This is a genomic window from Peribacillus sp. YIM B13482, assembly GCF_042787975.1.
Taxonomy (GTDB): Bacteria; Bacillota; Bacilli; order Bacillales; family DSM-1321; genus Peribacillus; species Peribacillus simplex_A.
On the sequence record NZ_JBHZPF010000002.1, the window covers coordinates 112029 to 130225 of the forward strand.

Annotated in this window: 20 protein-coding genes and 1 other annotated feature; of the genes, 5 read left to right on the top strand and 15 right to left on the bottom strand. The window is 42.9% G+C overall.

What is annotated here, in order from left to right; all coding sequences use genetic code 11:
- Window positions 1-62: 62 nt before the first annotated feature.
- The gene (locus ACFX4L_RS02080; RefSeq protein WP_377403773.1) at window positions 63-1175 is read right to left on the bottom strand and encodes a PucR family transcriptional regulator; all 1113 of its coding nucleotides are present in this window, start codon (window positions 1173-1175) and stop codon (window positions 63-65) included.
- Window positions 1176-1242: 67 nt separating this feature from the next.
- Window positions 1243-2934, bottom strand: coding sequence for an L-lactate permease (locus ACFX4L_RS02085; protein ID WP_089361716.1), 1692 nt, complete (start codon window positions 2932-2934; stop codon window positions 1243-1245).
- 255 nt (window positions 2935-3189) lie between these two features.
- Here ACFX4L_RS02085 and ACFX4L_RS02090 point away from each other — a divergent pair, with 255 nt between their 5' ends.
- From ACFX4L_RS02090 to ACFX4L_RS02105, 4 genes are all read left to right on the top strand, one after another.
- Window positions 3190-3921, top strand: coding sequence for a FadR/GntR family transcriptional regulator (locus ACFX4L_RS02090; protein WP_377403776.1), 732 nt, complete (start codon window positions 3190-3192; stop codon window positions 3919-3921).
- A 177-nt stretch (window positions 3922-4098) separates the two neighbouring features.
- A complete protein-coding gene (locus ACFX4L_RS02095; protein ID WP_125160119.1) occupies window positions 4099-4815 on the top strand; it encodes a (Fe-S)-binding protein in 717 nt (238 codons plus the stop codon).
- Window positions 4816-4837: 22 nt separating this feature from the next.
- Entirely contained in the window at window positions 4838-6268 is a 1431-nt protein-coding gene (locus ACFX4L_RS02100) for a LutB/LldF family L-lactate oxidation iron-sulfur protein (protein ID WP_289319919.1), read from the top strand.
- A complete protein-coding gene (locus ACFX4L_RS02105) occupies window positions 6262-6966 on the top strand; it encodes a LutC/YkgG family protein (protein WP_317776950.1) in 705 nt (234 codons plus the stop codon). The genes ACFX4L_RS02100 and ACFX4L_RS02105 overlap by 7 nt, the downstream gene beginning before the upstream one ends.
- Window positions 6967-7026: 60 nt before the next feature.
- On the opposite strand, the gene ACFX4L_RS02110 is transcribed toward ACFX4L_RS02105, so the two are convergent.
- Entirely contained in the window at window positions 7027-8112 is a 1086-nt protein-coding gene (locus ACFX4L_RS02110) for a M42 family metallopeptidase (RefSeq protein ID WP_377381247.1), read from the bottom strand.
- Between the two features lie 64 nt (window positions 8113-8176).
- A complete protein-coding gene (locus tag ACFX4L_RS02115) occupies window positions 8177-8665 on the bottom strand; it encodes a dUTP diphosphatase (protein ID WP_061466158.1) in 489 nt (162 codons plus the stop codon).
- A gap of 109 nt (window positions 8666-8774) precedes the next feature.
- On the opposite strand from ACFX4L_RS02115, the gene ACFX4L_RS02120 reads away from it, so the two are divergent.
- Window positions 8775-9152 carry a hypothetical protein gene (locus ACFX4L_RS02120; protein WP_061464338.1) on the top strand — a complete coding sequence of 126 codons (378 nt, stop codon included), beginning with the start codon at window positions 8775-8777 and terminating at the stop codon, window positions 9150-9152.
- Between the two features lie 54 nt (window positions 9153-9206).
- Here the strand turns inward: ACFX4L_RS02120 and ACFX4L_RS02125 are convergent, their stop codons facing one another.
- The 11 genes from ACFX4L_RS02125 to ACFX4L_RS02175 form a co-directional block, all read right to left on the bottom strand.
- Window positions 9207-9776, bottom strand: a complete 570-nt coding sequence (locus ACFX4L_RS02125) for a TVP38/TMEM64 family protein (protein ID WP_061464339.1) — start codon at window positions 9774-9776, stop codon at window positions 9207-9209.
- A gap of 60 nt (window positions 9777-9836) precedes the next feature.
- Entirely contained in the window at window positions 9837-10112 is a 276-nt protein-coding gene (locus ACFX4L_RS02130; protein WP_061464340.1) for a DUF1294 domain-containing protein, read from the bottom strand.
- A 69-nt stretch (window positions 10113-10181) separates the two neighbouring features.
- Window positions 10182-10541, bottom strand: coding sequence for a 50S ribosomal protein L20 (rplT, locus tag ACFX4L_RS02135; RefSeq protein ID WP_034309067.1), 360 nt, complete (start codon window positions 10539-10541; stop codon window positions 10182-10184).
- 35 nt (window positions 10542-10576) lie between these two features.
- Complete coding sequence (gene rpmI / locus ACFX4L_RS02140; protein WP_034309070.1) at window positions 10577-10777, bottom strand: 50S ribosomal protein L35; 201 nt, start codon at window positions 10775-10777, stop codon at window positions 10577-10579.
- Window positions 10778-10811: 34 nt separating this feature from the next.
- Window positions 10812-11312 carry a translation initiation factor IF-3 gene (infC, locus tag ACFX4L_RS02145; RefSeq protein ID WP_057911473.1) on the bottom strand — a complete coding sequence of 167 codons (501 nt, stop codon included), beginning with the start codon at window positions 11310-11312 and terminating at the stop codon, window positions 10812-10814.
- Between the two features lie 98 nt (window positions 11313-11410).
- Window positions 11411-11547 (bottom strand) — a sequence feature (ribosomal protein L20 leader region).
- Between the two features lie 125 nt (window positions 11548-11672).
- A complete protein-coding gene (locus tag ACFX4L_RS02150) occupies window positions 11673-12167 on the bottom strand; it encodes a GNAT family N-acetyltransferase (RefSeq protein WP_061464341.1) in 495 nt (164 codons plus the stop codon).
- A 51-nt stretch (window positions 12168-12218) separates the two neighbouring features.
- Window positions 12219-12389 carry a hypothetical protein gene (locus tag ACFX4L_RS02155; RefSeq protein ID WP_155727366.1) on the bottom strand — a complete coding sequence of 57 codons (171 nt, stop codon included), beginning with the start codon at window positions 12387-12389 and terminating at the stop codon, window positions 12219-12221.
- A gap of 105 nt (window positions 12390-12494) precedes the next feature.
- Window positions 12495-14426, bottom strand: coding sequence for a threonine--tRNA ligase (gene thrS, locus ACFX4L_RS02160; RefSeq protein WP_377403779.1), 1932 nt, complete (start codon window positions 14424-14426; stop codon window positions 12495-12497).
- A gap of 413 nt (window positions 14427-14839) precedes the next feature.
- The gene (ytxC, locus tag ACFX4L_RS02165; protein ID WP_061464343.1) at window positions 14840-15676 is read right to left on the bottom strand and encodes a sporulation protein YtxC; all 837 of its coding nucleotides are present in this window, start codon (window positions 15674-15676) and stop codon (window positions 14840-14842) included.
- Window positions 15677-15797: 121 nt separating this feature from the next.
- Entirely contained in the window at window positions 15798-16736 is a 939-nt protein-coding gene (gene dnaI / locus ACFX4L_RS02170) for a primosomal protein DnaI (RefSeq protein WP_061464344.1), read from the bottom strand.
- Window positions 16723-18135 (bottom strand): replication initiation and membrane attachment family protein, encoded by a 1413-nt coding sequence (locus ACFX4L_RS02175; RefSeq protein ID WP_250211691.1) that lies wholly within the window; start codon window positions 18133-18135, stop codon window positions 16723-16725. The genes dnaI and ACFX4L_RS02175 overlap by 14 nt, the downstream gene beginning before the upstream one ends.
- Window positions 18136-18197 lie beyond the last annotated feature (62 nt).

The following is an 18197-nucleotide window of genomic DNA, read 5'->3' on the forward strand; positions in this document are numbered from 1 at the left end:
TAAGAAAAAAAACATTCAACCTTCTATGTATGAACATATAGAATTTACAGATTTACATAGAATTAATTTGGATGTTTATCCAATACTCTTAAGGATAGATACATAATGACTAAATCGGCTAGCTTCCTAGGATTGAGTTGGGTCAAATCCTCTATGCGTTTGAGCCTGTAATGGAGGGTATTGATATGGATATGTAGGGCTGCAGCGGTTTCTTTCAAAGATAGATCACATGCAAAATACATGGAAAGGGTTTTAAGCAGCTCCTCATTAGGAAGCAAATCCTGTATCGTCCGTGATAAATATTCCTGTCTTGTTTCAGTCGTAACTTCATCAAGCAGGATCTCAAGCTTCAAGTCCTCGTCAAATATAATTCCCGATGAAGGAAACGCAATTTTCAAGGAACGTTCCGCTTTAAAAAATGCTTGTCTGAATGCGGATCCCGGTGTACGCGAACTAACCCCTGCACACACTTTATAACCCGAACTCTCTTCCAGTTTTCTTTGCAGTTTACTTAATTTCTTTAATTGTTGGATTTTTGAACCGATAAAATCGGCTATTGAAAGAATGACGAATTGATTCCTCCCCCAACGGACAACGATGTCCTTGGGATGCTGCTGACCTATGTATATCTGAAGCGTTTTCCACACTTGGGGTTCGATGATTTTTTCAGTCTTAAATTCACCTAGGGTGATGATTCGGTCTGCATGAACATCGACCCCAAGCAACTTAGCCTTCTGAAGGAATGGCTCATTGAACAGCTGCAGCTGATGCCATTCAAATACAAAGAATTCCATCAGCCGTGATTGGGATTCTACTTGTTCGATGTGATAGCTTTCCTGAATGAACATCTCCGTCATCTTTTTTAAAAGTTCTGCATAGGGGGAAACATGTTTGGGGTCTCCCGTAATTCCAATTACACAAACGGCTTCCTGGTTGAAGAAAATGGGTAGATTTATTCCTGCTTTCACCCCTTTCCAACTTCGTTCATCCTGTTTATTGATGATCAATTTTTCACGATTGCTGAAAGCGTGGATGGCTCCTTCATGGTAAGATCCAATACGGCTGCTATCGGTGCTTGCGATAATCGTGCCAGCATGATCAATAATGATGATTTCCTCATCAATCAGCTTCCGGACCTCATGAACCAATTTTTCTGCCACTGCTGCCAATTGCATTAGATTTCCTCCTTTTTTTGAATGAGCTTGGAAAATATTTCGAGGCTCCCAAAAGGGAGCCTCATACTTATGGAATCATCCAGGAAAGGACGCCATTTTGCAAGAAGGTGATCACACAAATAAGCAGTAATAAGAATAAACTATGCTTGAGCGTGAATCTCAATAATTCAGATTCCCTGCCCGCCAATCCAACGGCAGCACAAGCAATCGCTATCGATTGGGGTGAAATCATCTTTCCGGTGACCCCTCCGGATGAGTTTGCCGCAAGCGCCAGGACCGGTTCCATCCCCACTTTAAGAGCGGTGACTTTCTGAAGACTGCCAAATAAGAGATTGGCTGATGTATCCGACCCGGTAATGAACACACCCAGCCAGCCTAGAACCGGGGCAAAGAACGGAAACAAATCCCCCGATTTTGCCAGGGTCATCCCGAGTGTAGTCGACATGCCTGAAGCATTCGTTACGTAGGCAAAAGCCACAACGGAAGAAATCATCAAAATCGGTTTCGCCAACTCATTCATCGCTTCGGCAAAGGTGCTCGAAAAATCTTTTGCTGACATTTGTGCTATGAACTTCGTAACGATGGCAGCCAGCAAAATGGCGGTCCCGGCTGCTCCAAGCAGTTCTATTTTATAAAAAGCGGCGATTGGCAGTCCATTGTTTCCTATTATTTCATTATGCAGACCTGGCACTTCGATTTGGAAGGTTAATAGTTTCCCGATTTCATTGATTCCGCCAAGCAACACATTGGTGCCTTCATAATGCCCTGAGAGCGCCGGCTTAATTGGGTTCATCCCCCAAATCGTGATGAAAGCCGTTAACAGAAGGAACGGTGACCAAGCATGGAATATCTGCCATTTCGTGTACTTTGTTTCCGCTTCGGCTGTGTCGTCCAATTGTTCGACAGCTGCTGCCGTTTCCTCGGATGCAAAGCGAAAGATCGTTTTAGGTTTCCAGAATTTAAGGAAGATCGCTAATGCAAATAGTGACACTAACGCAGAAAGGATGTCCGGTAATTCAGGCCCAAGGAAATTTGAACTTAAGTACTGGGTGATGGCAAAGGAAAATCCGGAAACCAAAATGGCTGGCAAGACTTCGAGCGACCTTTTCCACCCTGTCATTATCAAAATGAGATAAAGCGGGATGAAAGCCGAAAGGAATGGCAATTGACGGCCGACCATTTTTGAAATTTCCATGGCAGCTATGCCAGTTGGGCCTTCCATGGCGATGATCGGTATGCCAACCGCCCCGAATGCTACCGGAGCGGTGTTCGCAATTAAACAAAGCCCGGCTGCATATAGCGGGTTAAAACCGAGACCAACCAAAAGCGCGGCTGAAATGGCGACAGGTGCTCCAAACCCTGCGGCACCTTCCAAAAAGGCCCCGAAAGAAAATGCCACCAATAAAGCCTGAAGGCGGCGGTCTTCGGTAAGCGAAAGCACCGAAGAGCGAATAATATTGAATTGTCCGCTTCTAACAGTCATTTTGTACAAAAATACTGAAGTGATGATTATCCATCCGATTGGGAGCAGCCCATATACCGCTCCTTGTGAAGCAGACATCACTGCTTTTCCTGCAGGCATTCCATATATCAATACTGCCACTGCAAGAGCTACAAGCAACGTCGTTATACCAGCAAAGTAGCCTTTCATCCGTTTGATGGTAAGTGCCCAGAAAAAGTAAAGAATTGGGATGAGTGCGGCAATAGATGATAAAACTAAATTATCGGTGATCGGCGTAAAGTTTTGTGTCCATGTCATTCATTTCGACTCCATTCTCTATAGATTTTTTAAAATTTTCAGAAATCAACCGCGAGTTGAAACCCCTTACATATGCGAATATTCAAAGTCATCTGATGACTTGATGAGTATTCATTAAAATTAAATGATTAAAAATATAAAATCAAGATTTTTTTTATTTTTTGCTAATTTTTAACCTTCTGGAAATGTGTGCAAGATCATTTGTGTTATATAATATTAACCAGAGAAACTCATAGAAAATAGAGGTGCTACTACTTGGTGTATAAAAAAATAAAGCCGAAAAAAATTTATGAAGAAGTCAGCGATGAACTTTATGAAATGATTCGGTCTGGTAATCTGAAACCAGGTGAACAATTGGATTCCATTCAGCAGCTTGCGGAAAATTTCCAAGTCGGGCGTCCGGCCATCCGTGAAGCATTAAGTGCATTAAATTCAATGGGTCTCATTGAAATAAAACAAGGGGAAGGGACATTCGTTAAAACCTTCGACCCTACCATCATGAACCATCCCTTGTCTGCTGCCCTTTTGATGGATCAAGATAATATCAAGCATTTGCTGGAAGTTAGAAAAATCCTTGAGTCTGGGACGGCAGAAGTGGCAGCGAAGAAAAGATCGGAAGAAGACCTTATCGAACTCAAGGAAAGGCTTTTTGATATGGAACAGGTATCCGCCGATGAAGAACTTAGTGATAAAGCGGATATTGCCTTCCATGTTGCAGTGGCAAACGCTTCACAAAATGAGCTGCTGATTACATTGATGAACCACGTTTCAGAATTAATGACGGAAAAGATGCGTGATATCCGTCGGGTTGCGCTTTATTCCGAAGAGATGACACTTAAGCAGCTTTATCAGCAGCATGCGCGGATCTATGATGCAATCGTGGCACAAGATGAAGCTGGAGCCCGCAATGCCATGCTGTTTCACCTTCAAAGCGTCGAGGAATCACTGAACCGGGTCATCCAAAAAAAACAGCAAAAGAATAGTTGATCTTCTTATAAATTTCAAAAATACTCTATACAAACAAAGATAAAATTGATATATTACTTTGAAAACGATTACTACATTTAAATATTGGAAATTGGTTTATTCTCTTAACCATTTCCTTTTTCTATTTTTCAGTCATCAGATGACCTGTTAACCTATTCGAAAAAGGAGGAGTTCAGATTGAAAGTTACTCTCTTTGCAACATGTTTAGTTGATTTATTTCAATCCAATGTCGGTAAGGCAACAGTGGAGCTACTCGAGAGATTAGGCTGTGAGATCGATTTCCCGGAATCCCAGATATGCTGTGGACAGCCGGCATATAATAGCGGGTATACGAAAGATTCGAAGGAAGCTATGAAGAAGATGATTAAAACGTTTGCCGATGCTGAATATATCGTAACCCCTTCCGGTTCCTGTGCAGCGATGTTCAAAGAGTATCCGGTCCTTTTCAAAGGCGATGCCGAATGGGAAAAGAAAGCCGCCTCATTAGCGGATAAAACATATGAATTGACCCAATTCATCGTGGATGTCTTAAAAGTGACCGATGTCGGGGCGACCCTTAAGGGAAAGGCCACTTATCATACTTCATGCCATATGACACGGCTGCTTAAGGTTAAGGAGGCACCTTTCATTTTGTTAAGCCATGTTAAGGGACTGGAAATGACACCTCTGCCAGATGCTCAAAATTGCTGCGGATTCGGGGGAACCTTTTCAGTTAAGATGGGTGACATTTCCGGGCAAATGGTTGAGGAAAAAGTCTGCAATATTGAAGATACCGGGGCAGATATTTTAATAGGTGGGGATGCAGGATGTTTGATGAATATCGGTGGACGGATCCAAAGGAAGGGGCAACCGGTGAAAGTGCTCCATATTGCGGAAGTCCTGAATAGTATTTAAAGAAAGCGAGGAGGGAAAGACGATGGCTATGAAAACCAGCTCTGCCAAGTTTAAAGACCGGGTGGATGAAGGAATACATAATGATTTTATGCGTTTGGCCGTTTCGAGTGCCCAAGAACGATTACACGGACGGCGGCTGATGGCCGTTGATGAATTGGGAAGTTGGGAGGATTGGCGTTCCCTTGGGGAAGAAATCCGGCAGCATGTGCTCAGCAACCTTGATTTCTATTTGCACCAGCTTGCAGAAAACGTTTCGAAAAGGGGCGGTCATGTCTTCTTCGCTGAAACGGCTGAGGAAGCAAGCGGCTATATCAAAGATGTCATTGTAAAGAAGAATGCCAAAAAAGTCGTGAAATCCAAATCGATGGTCACGGAAGAGATCAATTTGAATGCAACTTTGGAAGCAGTTGGCCTCGATGTCGTTGAAACGGACCTTGGTGAATACATTTTACAAGTGGATGATCATGATCCCCCTTCCCATATCGTGGCACCTGCTCTCCATAAAAATAAAGAACAGATAAGAGATGTTTTTAAAGAGAAGCTTGCGTATACGCAAACCGAAAAACCGGAAGAGCTAACCGCCCATGTCCGGGGCATTCTCCGGAAAGATTTCTTAAACGCCGATGTGGGAATTACCGGCTGCAACTTTGCGATTGCGGAATCGGGCTCGATCGGTTTGGTGACGAATGAAGGAAACGCCGATTTGGTCACTGCCCTTCCAAAAACGCAAATCACCGTGATGGGAATGGAACGGCTTGTGCCTACATTCGATGAATTCGAAGTCCTTGTCAGTTTATTGACAAGAAGCGCTGTCGGTCAAAGATTGACCAGTTACATCACCACACTTACCGGTCCGCGTGATGAAGGCGATGTAGACGGACCTGAGGAATTCCACCTTGTGATCGTAGATAATGGACGATCCTCCATTTTAGGAACTGAATTTCAATCCGTTCTTCAATGCATTCGCTGTGCTGCCTGTATAAATGTATGCCCGGTCTATCGCCAGGTTGGCGGCCATTCATATGGTTCAATATATCCTGGACCAATCGGTGCTGTGCTTTCACCCTTGCTCGGAGGGTATGATGATTTCAAGGAGCTGCCGTATGCCTCAACTCTTTGTGCTGCCTGTACTGATGCCTGCCCGGTAAAGATCCCTCTCCACGATTTACTGAGGAAGCATCGTGAAGTCATCGTTGAAAAGGAAAAAATGGCTCCATTTACAGAAAAGATGGCCATGAAGGCTTTTGGAATCGGTGCGGCCTCGCCTATGCTTTATAAGTTCGGTTCCAAAATGGCCCCATCAGCGATGTCTCCTTTTAAAACTGGGGATATCATCTCAAAAGGACCGGGACCACTCAAAACTTGGACAGAAAGCCGCGAGTTCCCTGCTCCAGGGAAAGAGAGCTTTCGGGACTGGTTCAAAAATCGGGAAACAGGAGGGAAACCATCATGAATGGAACCATCCACAATGAAGGGACATTTTTAAACAATATAGCCAAAAACCTGGGAAGGGCTCCTATTACGGAAGGCATTTCCGTTCCCGTATGGAAGCATGCCCCCCAAAAAGAAGTTTTGAAACATGCGACACCAAATGATCTTGTCGCGGAATTGGAGGAGCAATGTAAACGGGTACATACTCAGTTTCACCTTACCGACTCCAAGCAAGTGATGCAGTGTTTAAAACAGGTGATCGAGGAACTTGGAAATGGCCCCTTGATCATCCCTAAGGACGATCGATTTTCTGCCTATAAGTTAGAGGATATCTTAAAGGAAAAAGATGTCCATGTATGGGATCACCAAGCAGGGAAAGAAAATATCGAGAAAGCCGAGAGTGCTAACATTGGAATCACATTCAGTGAAATGACACTAGCTGAATCAGCGACCGTCGTCTTGTTCAGCGACAAGGACCACGGCCGTTCCATCAGCTTCCTTCCTTCCTGCCATGTTTCCATCATTCCAAAAAGCACTATCGTTCCGCGAATGACCCAGGCTGCGGCGGCCATTCGTTCGAAAGTAACCCGGGGCGAAATCGTTCCTTCCTGCATTAATTTCATAACAGGACCGAGCAATTCCGCCGATATCGAAATGGATCTTGTCGTCGGCGTCCATGGGCCAATCAAAGCGGTCTATATAATCGTCGAAGATAAATAGAAATGAGGAAAAAATGGAGAGGACCTAATTAGGCCCTCTCCATTTTCATATTTCACTCTCTTACTCGTAAATGATCCGATCTACCGCTTCACGGTCCAGGCGTTTGATCACTTCGACAATGAGCTTAACGGCATTCTCATAATCATCCCTGTGAAGCATTGCTGCGTGTGAATGAATGTAGCGTGTGGCAATCGTGATCGCCAGAGCAGGTACTCCATTTGCCGTCAAATGGATGGAGCCGGCATCCGTCCCACCACCCGGAATCGATTCATATTGATAAGGAATATTCATTTCATCAGCCGTGTCGGTGACGAAATCGCGTAATCCCTTATGCGCCACCATCGACGAATCATAGATGACGATTTGCGGACCTTCACCCATCTTACTCATCGCTTCTTTATCGGATACCCCCGGTGTATCACCAGCTATGCCGACATCGACGGCAAAACCGATATCCGGCTGAATTTTGAATGTGGATGTTTTAGAACCACGCAGGCCGACCTCTTCTTGCACCGCACCAATTCCATAAATTACATTAGGATGGTCGCAATCTTTCAGCTGTTTAAGCACATCAATGGCAATTGCACAGCCAATTCGATTGTCCCAGGCTTTGGCAAGCAGCATCTTTTCATTATTCATGACCGTGAATTCAAAATATGGCACAACCATATCCCCTGGCTTCACACCCCATTCGCTAACTTCTTCTTTGCTTGTTGCACCAATATCAATAAACATATCCTTAATATCAATCGGCTTTTTCCTCGCCTCCGCTGACAGGATATGTGGCGGCTTGGAACCGATAATGCCAGTTACATCACCTTTACTTGTAACGATCGTCACGCGTTGGGCCAGCATGACCTGTGACCACCAGCCTCCTACCGGCTGAAAACGCAAAAATCCTTTATCATCAATTTGGGTAATCATGAAACCGACTTCGTCCATATGCCCCGTAACGACGATTTTCGGACCGTTTGCATCTCCCGTTTTCTTCGCAATCAAACTTCCCAGGCCATCTGTCGATATTTCATCAGCAAATGGTGTTATGTATTCGGTCATCACTTTTCTTACTTCACTTTCATTTCCTGCAATGCCCTTAGCATCCGTTAAATCCCGCAGCATTCTTAACGTTTCATCTAATTGAACCATGCTTTTACCTCCCTATTAATTACATTATAAGAATAATTATACAGAAAATCGATTGCATTAACAATCAGTAGCCTTGCTTTTGCCGTTCATAGTTCACTTCATTTTTACTTACATATGCTTTTTCCACATCCACTGCCGAAAATCCAAGCAACTCCCCTAAATGCAAATACTCAGCAAAAACCTTTTGGAAAGATGACTCTGTCAATTGCGTGCGAAATTCACTGATGTAGCCGTAAATGGCAGTAAATTGAGCTGTCAAATCCCTATGCTGCACCTTGAGGGAAGATGGGACTTCCGGCACGAATCCCCGTTCGATCCCGAGTGACAAAATGAAATGAATGCCATCCACATATTCAGCTAAAATCGTTTCTTTATCAGAGGGGCCTTTTAGACTCCAGAATTTAAAACATCTCGTTTCATTAGCCAGCTCGCCAAGCTCCACTAAAAGGGCAAGTATCTTACGTTCCACCAAGTCTTCAGCACCCAAATCATGCTTGGATTGTATATGCTCATCTAAAGCCGCCTGCATGTCCAATAATTTACCTATGTTCATTATCATCACTACTTTCTATCGTCTTCCTTTAAATTATATCAAATAAATGAAACTTATTAAAAACCCATACGTAAATGAAGGGAATCACTCTGTTTAGGGAGGTAGCTCCATGGTATTGATCATGCGGTTCATTATTTTGGCTCTCATCATCTTCTTAATATATACAGTCATCAAATACCTATTTAATCCGAAAAGAAAATTAGAGCTGGCACATGAACAGAAAAAATTCTTTTTGCTCGATGATACAGCCAATATACGAAAGAATTTTTTACTGACATACAACGGGGTGATGTTTGAAGGGGAAAAGTATTTAGGTACGACGGAACGCTCCTTTGAAGTCATCTCCATCTTCATATGGCCGAAAAAAGTGGCAGGCCTGAAAGGCTTGAAGCGAAATGACTTTTTAAAAATCGAGGCAGCCATAAAAAAACAATATCCGGATGCCGTCATTGATTGGAAAAGCCCAGTTAAGGAATTTTTGGAATAGTGAAAAATACCGCGCGTTATGAAGAGCCTTGAGAAACGAACTCAAGGCTCCATATTAATCATGTGAACGGAAAAATTCCTTCCATGGTACGACCGTCTGCTTCTCCCTCAATAAATATAGCAATAAGGTCAATGATAATAAAATAATGACGATCAGAGTCGGACTGAAATCTGCAATATAGTGGCCAAAAACCGTGTATACGAAGGCTACGGGGATATTAGTCATGAAGGATAGATAAAAATAGTTTTTCAATCCTTTATTGGATTCCAATAAGCAAAGCGACAAAAGATAAAAATGTATGAATGGTATTAGTCTCAGTACTGCAATTTGCCGGCTGTTTAGCTTTCGGTTTCCAAACAGCTTATTCTTAAGGCGCAGCAGCTTATCCTTTGTTTTCGGAAATTTGCCGATCACGAAATAAAAGGCCATACTGGACAACGTCAAACCGATTACGGAATATATGGTTCCTAAAGCTGCCCCGAATAAAACTCCGCCGGACATGCAAACTACAATGACGGGAATGAATAAAAATTGCCTTAATAGATGAAAAGTGATAAATATCAACGGTGCAAACACGCTGCCAGATTGAACGTAGCTCATCACAAGTGTCAGTTTATCATTCATGCTCTCCCTCCAGCTACTCTTTGCTGCTTCTACAAGCATATACATCATACGGGCTACATATTACCATTGTATGAATATCTTAATCAATAAGCCTATTTGAATAATCATCAATATCGGCAGGCCCCACTTGAAAGCGGCATGCTTCGTCTTATGGCGGAAATGCTTCATCCCCAGAAATGACCCTGTTCCTCCACCTATAACCGCCCAAAACCAAAGTGTCTTTTCGCTGATCCGGTATTCCCGATTACGCGCTTTCCTTTTGTCTACTCCCATTATGGCAAAACCGATGATGTTCGTGATGATCACATAAGCTACAATGAACCATGCTACTTGCATCCTCATCTCCTCCTTTAACTATGTAAAAAGCCACCCTCTTGAAAAGAGAGTGGCTGATATCAGTGAGACTTATTTGTCTAATTGTTGTTTAGCAGCAGTTGCTAATTGAGCAAAAGCTTGTTCGTCAGCAACAGCAAGATCTGCAAGCATTTTGCGGTTCACTTCGATACCAGCAAGCTTTAGACCATGCATTAAACGGCTGTAAGAAAGACCGTTGATGCGTGCTGCAGCGTTGATACGAGTGATCCAAAGTTTGCGGAAATCACGTTTTTTCTGACGACGGTCACGGAAAGCATAGTTTCCTGACTTCATTACTTGTTGGTTAGCTACTTTGAAAAGAATATGTTTCGCGCCATAGTAACCTTTAGCTAATTTTATTACCTTTTTACGACGTTTGCGAGTAACAGTACCGCCTTTTACACGTGGCATGTTATTTCCCTCCTATTTAACTCGATAAATCGAACTTATTTAATATTGTCTAGCATATGACGAATACGTTTGAAGTCACCTTTGCTTACAAGGCTAGCTTTGCGAAGCTTACGCTTTTGCTTAGTAGATTTGTTAGCAAATAAATGGCTTGTGTAAGCGTTAGAACGCTTAAGTTTGCCGGATCCAGTCTTTTTGAAACGTTTAGCAGATCCGCGGTGAGTTTTCATTTTAGGCATAAGGTATTCCTCCTCATTACAAATTACTTTACAATTACTTTTCAGCTTTTGGTGCTAAGATAATGAACATGCTGCGTCCGTCCATTTTTGGATGTTGCTCGATTGTAGCCACTTCTTTACATGCTTCAGAAAAACGAACGAGTACACGTTGACCAATTTCCTTATGTGTAATGGCACGTCCTTTGAATCGGATAGAAGCTTTTACCTTATCGCCTTTTTCAAGGAATTTAATACCGTTGCGAAGCTTCGTATTGAAATCATGTTCTTCAATCGTCGGGCTCAAACGAACCTCTTTAAGACTGATGACCTTTTGATTTTTACGTGCTTCCTTGTCTTTCTTTTGCTGCTCGAAGCGGTGTTTTCCGTAGTCCATGATCCGGGCTACCGGAGGCTTTGCATTTGCAGCAACTAAAACTAGATCAAGATTTACACGAGCGGCAATTTCCAATGCTTCGAATTTCGTTTTAATTCCAAGTTGTTCTCCGTTTTGGTCAATAAGACGAACTTCACGGGCTCGGATGCCCTCGTTTACCATCGCGTCTTTACTAATAGTTAGCCACCTCCAAAGATATTGGCGAATACGAATATTTGAATCAATTCGGTCACGCTCACAACTCGCTTACAGGATTTAATCATAATAAAAAAGTGTGGATGCATGCTGCACCCACACTGATAGACTCATTCAGAAAGATCCAAATAATCAAATCATGACCTGTTAACTGCATTGCTTGCGTCAACCAGGTGAGAAGCGGGTGCTTCTTCTTTTCCTCAAACACGTATTCAATTCACTTTAGAAATATATCATAAACACTGATGACTTGTCAAATGCTATTTTATACGTTTTTCACAACAAAATTAATATTATCAGACATTCTGTTATTTGACAATACGTTTTTTAAAGTAATTTAGACAAATAGTATTCGTCATGATAGCTTTCATCGAAAAATAATGAGTCCCGTTTCGTTCCTTCTAGTTCAAAACCCATCTTTTTATAAAGGGAAAGTGCCGGTTCATTGTTGGCAATAACGGTCAATTCAAGGCGCCGGATTTCATATTCAAGTGCTTGCTCCTCCATTTGTTGAAACAGCTTCGTACCGACTCCTTTTCCTCTCTCTTGTTCGGAGATGCCGATAACAATTATGGCAGAATGCTTTGTTCTGCTAAGATTATTGCCCAATAAGATGAGATACCCTATCAAGTCGTCGCCGCTTGCTGCAACGAGGAAAACGGAGCGGGGGTTATTTTCAATTTGCTCGATTTGCCTCTCCAATTTACTCTCCGTTGCTTTTCTTTCCCCCGGGTTGTACAACATGAACCCGGAATCTTCAACATGATTGATCAGAGCTGCCAATTTCCCTGCATCTTGCCCCGTAGCCTTTCGAATTTCCATCTCTTCCACTCCCTCTTTTTTTACAGGCCATACGGATAGAACCATCAAATGTTAAGAGTTTTCTTTCGCCTTTTTCCTTTTCTCAATGGTGTCCCAAGAATATAGAGCTATCCAAAAAATCAGGACCGGGACAATCGCATATTGCCGATAACCATCCAATAACAATAAGATGATGATGGCAAGGAATGTTGGCCCAAATAGATAAGAAAATTTCTTTTTCATGCTGACCCTCCTTTTCATTGCCGGACATATATTCACATGATGGTTTCATTTTATCATGCCTTAATTAAAAAGAGGGACACAACGATATGTGCCCCCCTTTTGCTGTTAACGGCTTACTTCCGCTTTAATCGCCGCAACAAAATCTTCAAAAGCGATTGTTTCCGATTTTTGTTCACCGTATTTTCGTACATTCACACTGCCTTCTTTGGCTTCATTGTCTCCAACAACCAGCATATACGGGATTTTTTGCATTTGTGCTTCACGGATTTTATAACCGATTTTCTCGTCACGTGTATCCAGGTTGACACGAATGCCTTGCGCTTTAAGTTTTTCCTGCACTTCTTTCGCATAATCCAGGTGCACTTCAGGTGAGACCGGAATCACTTGTGCTTGGATAGGTGCCAGCCAAGTCGGGAATGCTCCCTTGTATTCTTCGATCAAGTAAGCGACGAAACGTTCCATTGTGGAAACGACCCCGCGGTGGATTACAACCGGACGGTGCTGCTTGCCGTCTTCACCGACATAATTAAGATCAAAACGTTCAGGGAGCAAAAAGTCAAGCTGAACAGTGGAAAGCGTTTCATCTTTCCCTAAGGCAGTACGAACCTGGACATCAAGCTTAGGACCGTAGAATGCCGCTTCACCTTCCGCTTCAAAATAATCAAGACCAAGTTCATCCATAGCACCTTTTAACATGCTTTGTGCTTTTTCCCACATGGAATCATCATCGAAATATTTTTCTGTATCCTGCGGATCGCGATATGACAGACGGAATGAATAATCCTTGATATCGAAATCTTTATATACTTCCTGAACCAGGTTCACAACACGCTTGAACTCTTCTTTGATTTGATCTGGACGGACGAATATGTGCGCGTCATTCAATGTCATCCCACGTACACGTTGAAGGCCGGAAAGGGCACCTGACATTTCATAGCGGTGCATCAAACCAAGCTCGGCAATCCGGATTGGCAGTTCGCGGTAGCTGTGGATACTGTTTTTATAGACCATCATGTGATGCGGACAGTTCATCGGACGCAGGACAAGCTGTTCGTTTTCCATTTCCATGACAGGGAACATGCCGTCCTGGTAATGATCCCAGTGTCCAGAAGTTTTATAAAGGTCCACGCTTCCCATTACAGGTGTGTAGACATGGTCGTAACCAAGGCGTTCTTCCTTATCCACGATATACCTTTCGATTGTCCGGCGGATGGTCGCGCCTTTTGGCAACCACATCGGCAATCCTTGTCCCACTTTTTGTGAGCTCATGAACAAGTTCAATTCTTTACCGATTTTACGGTGGTCACGTTCCTTCGCTTCTTCGAGGAAACGCAGGTGTTCGGCTAAATCTTCTTTTTTATAGAAAGCCGTTCCGTAAATGCGCTGAAGCATTTTGTTTTTGCTATCGCCTCTCCAGTATGCACCAGCGATGCTCAATAGCTTAAATTCTTTGATTTTTCCGGTTGATGGAACGTGAATTCCACGGCAAAGGTCAAAGAATTCCCCTTGCTCATAGAGCGTTACTTGCTGATCGGCTGGAATCGCATCGATCAACTCCAGTTTATACTCGTCGCCTATTTCTTTAAAACGGGAAATGGCCTCATCACGACTCACTTCGATGCGGGAAATTTCCAAGTTTTCGTTGACGATTTTCTTCATTTCTTTTTCAATCAATGGCAGGTCTTCAGGAGTCAATGATTCCTCCAGATCCATATCGTAGTAAAAACCGCCCTCAATGACTGGCCCTACACCGAATTTGGCGTTTTTGTACAAACGTTTGATCGCTTGTGCCATCAAGTGTGCTGTACTGTGACGCAATATTTCAAGAGCATCCGCTACGTCCTGTGTTACGATTTCGATTGTGCCGTCTTGTTCAATCGGGCGTTTCAAATCATATAATTCACCATTGAATTTTCCAGCAATGGATTTTTTCCTTAAACCAGGACTGATGGATGCAGCGATTTCTTCAGTTGTTGTGCCTTTAGCAAACTCCTTGACAGCTCCGTCAGGAAAAGATATTTTCAGTAATTCAGACATTCCGTTTCACTCCTTCTTATTGTTCAAACAAATTAAGGGTTTTTGATTCCATTACAACACAAAAAGCCCGCCCCTGTATAAAACAGGGACGAGCTTAGTAATAAATATCATTAACCCGCGGTTCCACCCTCGTTCCATCTTGCTTTTCACGGCAAAACGGCACTTGTAACTTGGTAACGGCAGCTTCCCGTCAGCTCATATTCGCAAAATGCCTGCTTTCCGAGCCGAAGTTTAAAGGTGGTAAGTGTTCCATGCGAATAGGAAGCTTACAGCCTGTTGGCTCCCCTCTCTGATAATCGGCGACTAGAATACCCTTGTCCTCATCATAACTTTTAGTTTTTTAATAGTATGTAGGAAATTATAATTTGTTATACAGTGAAAATCAAGGTTAATTTTCTTTTTACGAAGAAAGATTATTCAAATGCATTTGAAAAGGACGAAAGCGGCAGGACGGTCGCCCGTTCTTCGAAAATCCTTGAAATGGTCTGAATCAGCCCTTCTTCCTTGTCATCGGTATAGATGCACAAGTTTTCAGGAGCAATCGATAAAAGCGGGGCAAGTATCACCGTATCGAGAAAAAGTGAACTTTTGGCAAGAAGCCTCCTGTCGATCATACTATTGATTTTTGGACGGTCGAGTTTGCTGAATTTCTGATCATAGAAATGAAAACCATCCCGGTTGACCAAGTGAAGCTTTCTTAATTTCGACTCCTGCCCATGAAGGCAATCACGGAGAGTGGCAATGAAATTTTGATAGTCCTGTTCTAGCTTATATTCATCAATCGCCTTGACGACATACTTTTCCAAAGTTTGCTGAAATGATTTTAAACGGAAGGTCGTAAAAGAATCGAATGAAAAAGATACCTTTCCAGCCAAGATGCTTTGAAGTCCTTCCTCAATCAATCGTTTCTCCGTACTGAATGCTTCCTCTTGATTCCTGGCTCTTTCCACCTCGATGATTGATGATGCAATTTCAATGATGGCTTCTATTTCTTCCCGTTCCCGATAAAAAAATTTACCGACTATTATTTGCTCCAGAACAGGAAGCGTCTTTTCTTCCAATAAAAAAGAATGAAATGCATCACGAAGCAGAATTAGCCACTTATCACCTGAAGACTCCGTCATATCCACATGCATGCCTTGTTGCGGAAGAAATCGAATGTATGCTTGAAATTCTGCCCCCAGTGGATGGACAGAAACGAAATCCAGTAATTTCAATGCCTCTGAATCGTTTTGAAACGAAATTTGCACTACGACATCCCCCCTTCCCCCTTGCTTCTTTTTTCATGTATATGGGGATGGGGACGTGTTTAGAAGTGGGATGGACCTTGTAAGAAGAAAAAAGTGACCTCCATTAAGAGACCACTTTTCTTCATCTTCTCCGATTCACGCCATCAAGCTTGACCGGCTCCGCTAAATATTGAATTCTTTCCAGTACCCTGGCCGCCTTCACTTCTTCCTTTTCACCACGCTGTGAAAAGGTCAGGTGATTCTCCAGGCCATTCATGTCAAAATTCGAAGTGAAAAACGTCGGAAGGTTTTCCAGCATTCTAAATTGCAAAATCGGGCCAAAAACCTCATCGCGTCCCCAGCTTGTCATGGACTCCGCTCCAATATCATCCAGCATGAGGATCGGTGCCGTTTTCACCATCTCAATTTTTTCATTGACCGTATTGTCACCTATCGAACCCTTAAGTTCCCTCAAGTAGTCAGGTACATAGACAATAAGGGAGGAAATTTGCCTTTCTGCAAGTTCATTGGCAATCGCACCTAATAAATACGTTTTCCCAACACCGAATTTACCATATATATATAAGCCTTTTTGCCTTTTGCCTGGTTCATACTCCATAATGAACGACATCGCTTTACTTAAAACACCTAAGCGTTTGTTTTGATCATCCGTTTGAGTGAAGTCATCAATGGTCGCCTTTAAAATATCCTTCGGCACGTAAAGGCTGCGGATCAATTTTTCACGTTTCCGCTTTTCATCCTCTGCCAATTTCCGCGGGCAGATTTCATAATGCAGATTCAGGGCCTTCCCTTGAACGACCAATTTGGGATAATACCCCTGCATCATATTGATGCAGCCGTCCAAGCTTGGACATTTATCGCACTTATTGCTTTGTGAAGTGAACTCATAAAGCTTCCCCAAGTTTTTTTCGATCATGTCTTCCGTGACCGTCGAACTGTTGGCATTCAAAAATAACCGCACCTGTTCATCTTCAAAAATCTCCTGTTTCAGCTTTTCATAACGCTGTTGAAATTGGTTTGTATTGGCCAATTTATTCAGGGATCTATTAATCTTTTCCATCGTTCATTTCACCTCCTGCTTTCCACTGCTTCCATTTTTCCTGAAGCTCACGTTTCTGGGCATTCAATTCGGGCTGATCCGCATTCTGCTCTTGCTGTGCTTCTTCTTTTTTCTCAAGCCACTCCGGAACCACTTCTTCCCGTATCGTCTTTTTCCGGCCGCCCTTCGCAGCATTCCTGCTCCCTTGAGCCCAGTCCTGATATTTCCGGTGTTCATTTTTAGCTAGTTCCATCGCCTCGATGACGGTGGAGACCTTCAGCCGTGCCCAATGGCCTGCCAATTTTTCCACATAGCCCTTCGTGAACTTCATATCCGTTTTGAGCATGACATATTCAATCAAGACATTGACGACACCAGGATTCAGCTTTTGGTTGATCATCACGCCCTCCACCACTTTCAAATCACCGCTTGATGGCTCTGCGCCGCCGGACAATTGCATTAGCCGCTCCCGTGGGGATATCGTCTCCAAATGCCGGATTAGCTCTTGTTCCTGTGTTTTCGGTTCTTCTTTTTGGGTCCGTTCACGAATCGGCTGCACCCGATTGACCAGGGAAGGCATGTCTGCCTGCCGTTCGATCTGATACCAGTCCCTTGCCGCCTTCCTGAGCATTTCCTCATCGATCTCATCATCCAATGAAACGGCATCCATTACTAGTTTTTGCATTTCAAGCGGATCAATGCCATATAAAAAAGCAAGTTTGGCAATCGTACTTTTAATTTTCGGGGTAAAGGCCTTTTTCGGTACGATCGAAGATTTCATCCCGGCTAATAAAAGTTCAAAATCGAATAAGTTGTCAAATCCCGAAGGCTCGACGCCATCCGTCCGGTCGATATATTGCTGATCAGGAATGGGGTTCCATTCGTTTTTTGCTTCATCCGTTACATATAAAGAGTCCAAATGATCTGATGAGAATACCTCCGCAAAAGATTTAGTCACACCTTCATATTGATCCGTTAAGATATGATCATCACAAAAGAATCTCTTTAACCGGTTGAATTGTGCTTTACCGATCTTTTTGTATAAATAAATATTCAGCATTCCATCCGTGAAGAACTGTTGGGGGGAAAGCGGCGGATTTATCTCATAGATAAATTCCTTTGTCTCATTTTTCGATTTCTTATATACATTCAACAAACCGATTCCCTCAAGTAAAAGCCGGGCTTCGTAAATATCACCTAACTTAAGGCCGATTGTATTCATTAATTGATAATGTGAGGAGGTTTCCGACCATAGCCTGTTTTCCTCCAACTCACTCCATAACGTCATATATAGGCTAATACAGATAGGTCCAATAAGAGGTTGATAAAGTCGGGTAAGTATTTTCCGATCATAATCATGAAGCAGCCCCGCAGATGAGACCAAATATGAATCAGCTGGGAGCAATTCTTGCCAATGCATTGACATCTCCATTCAAACCTTTCAAAAGATGTAGTGAAAAAAGAGCCAAAGTAAATCTTCAG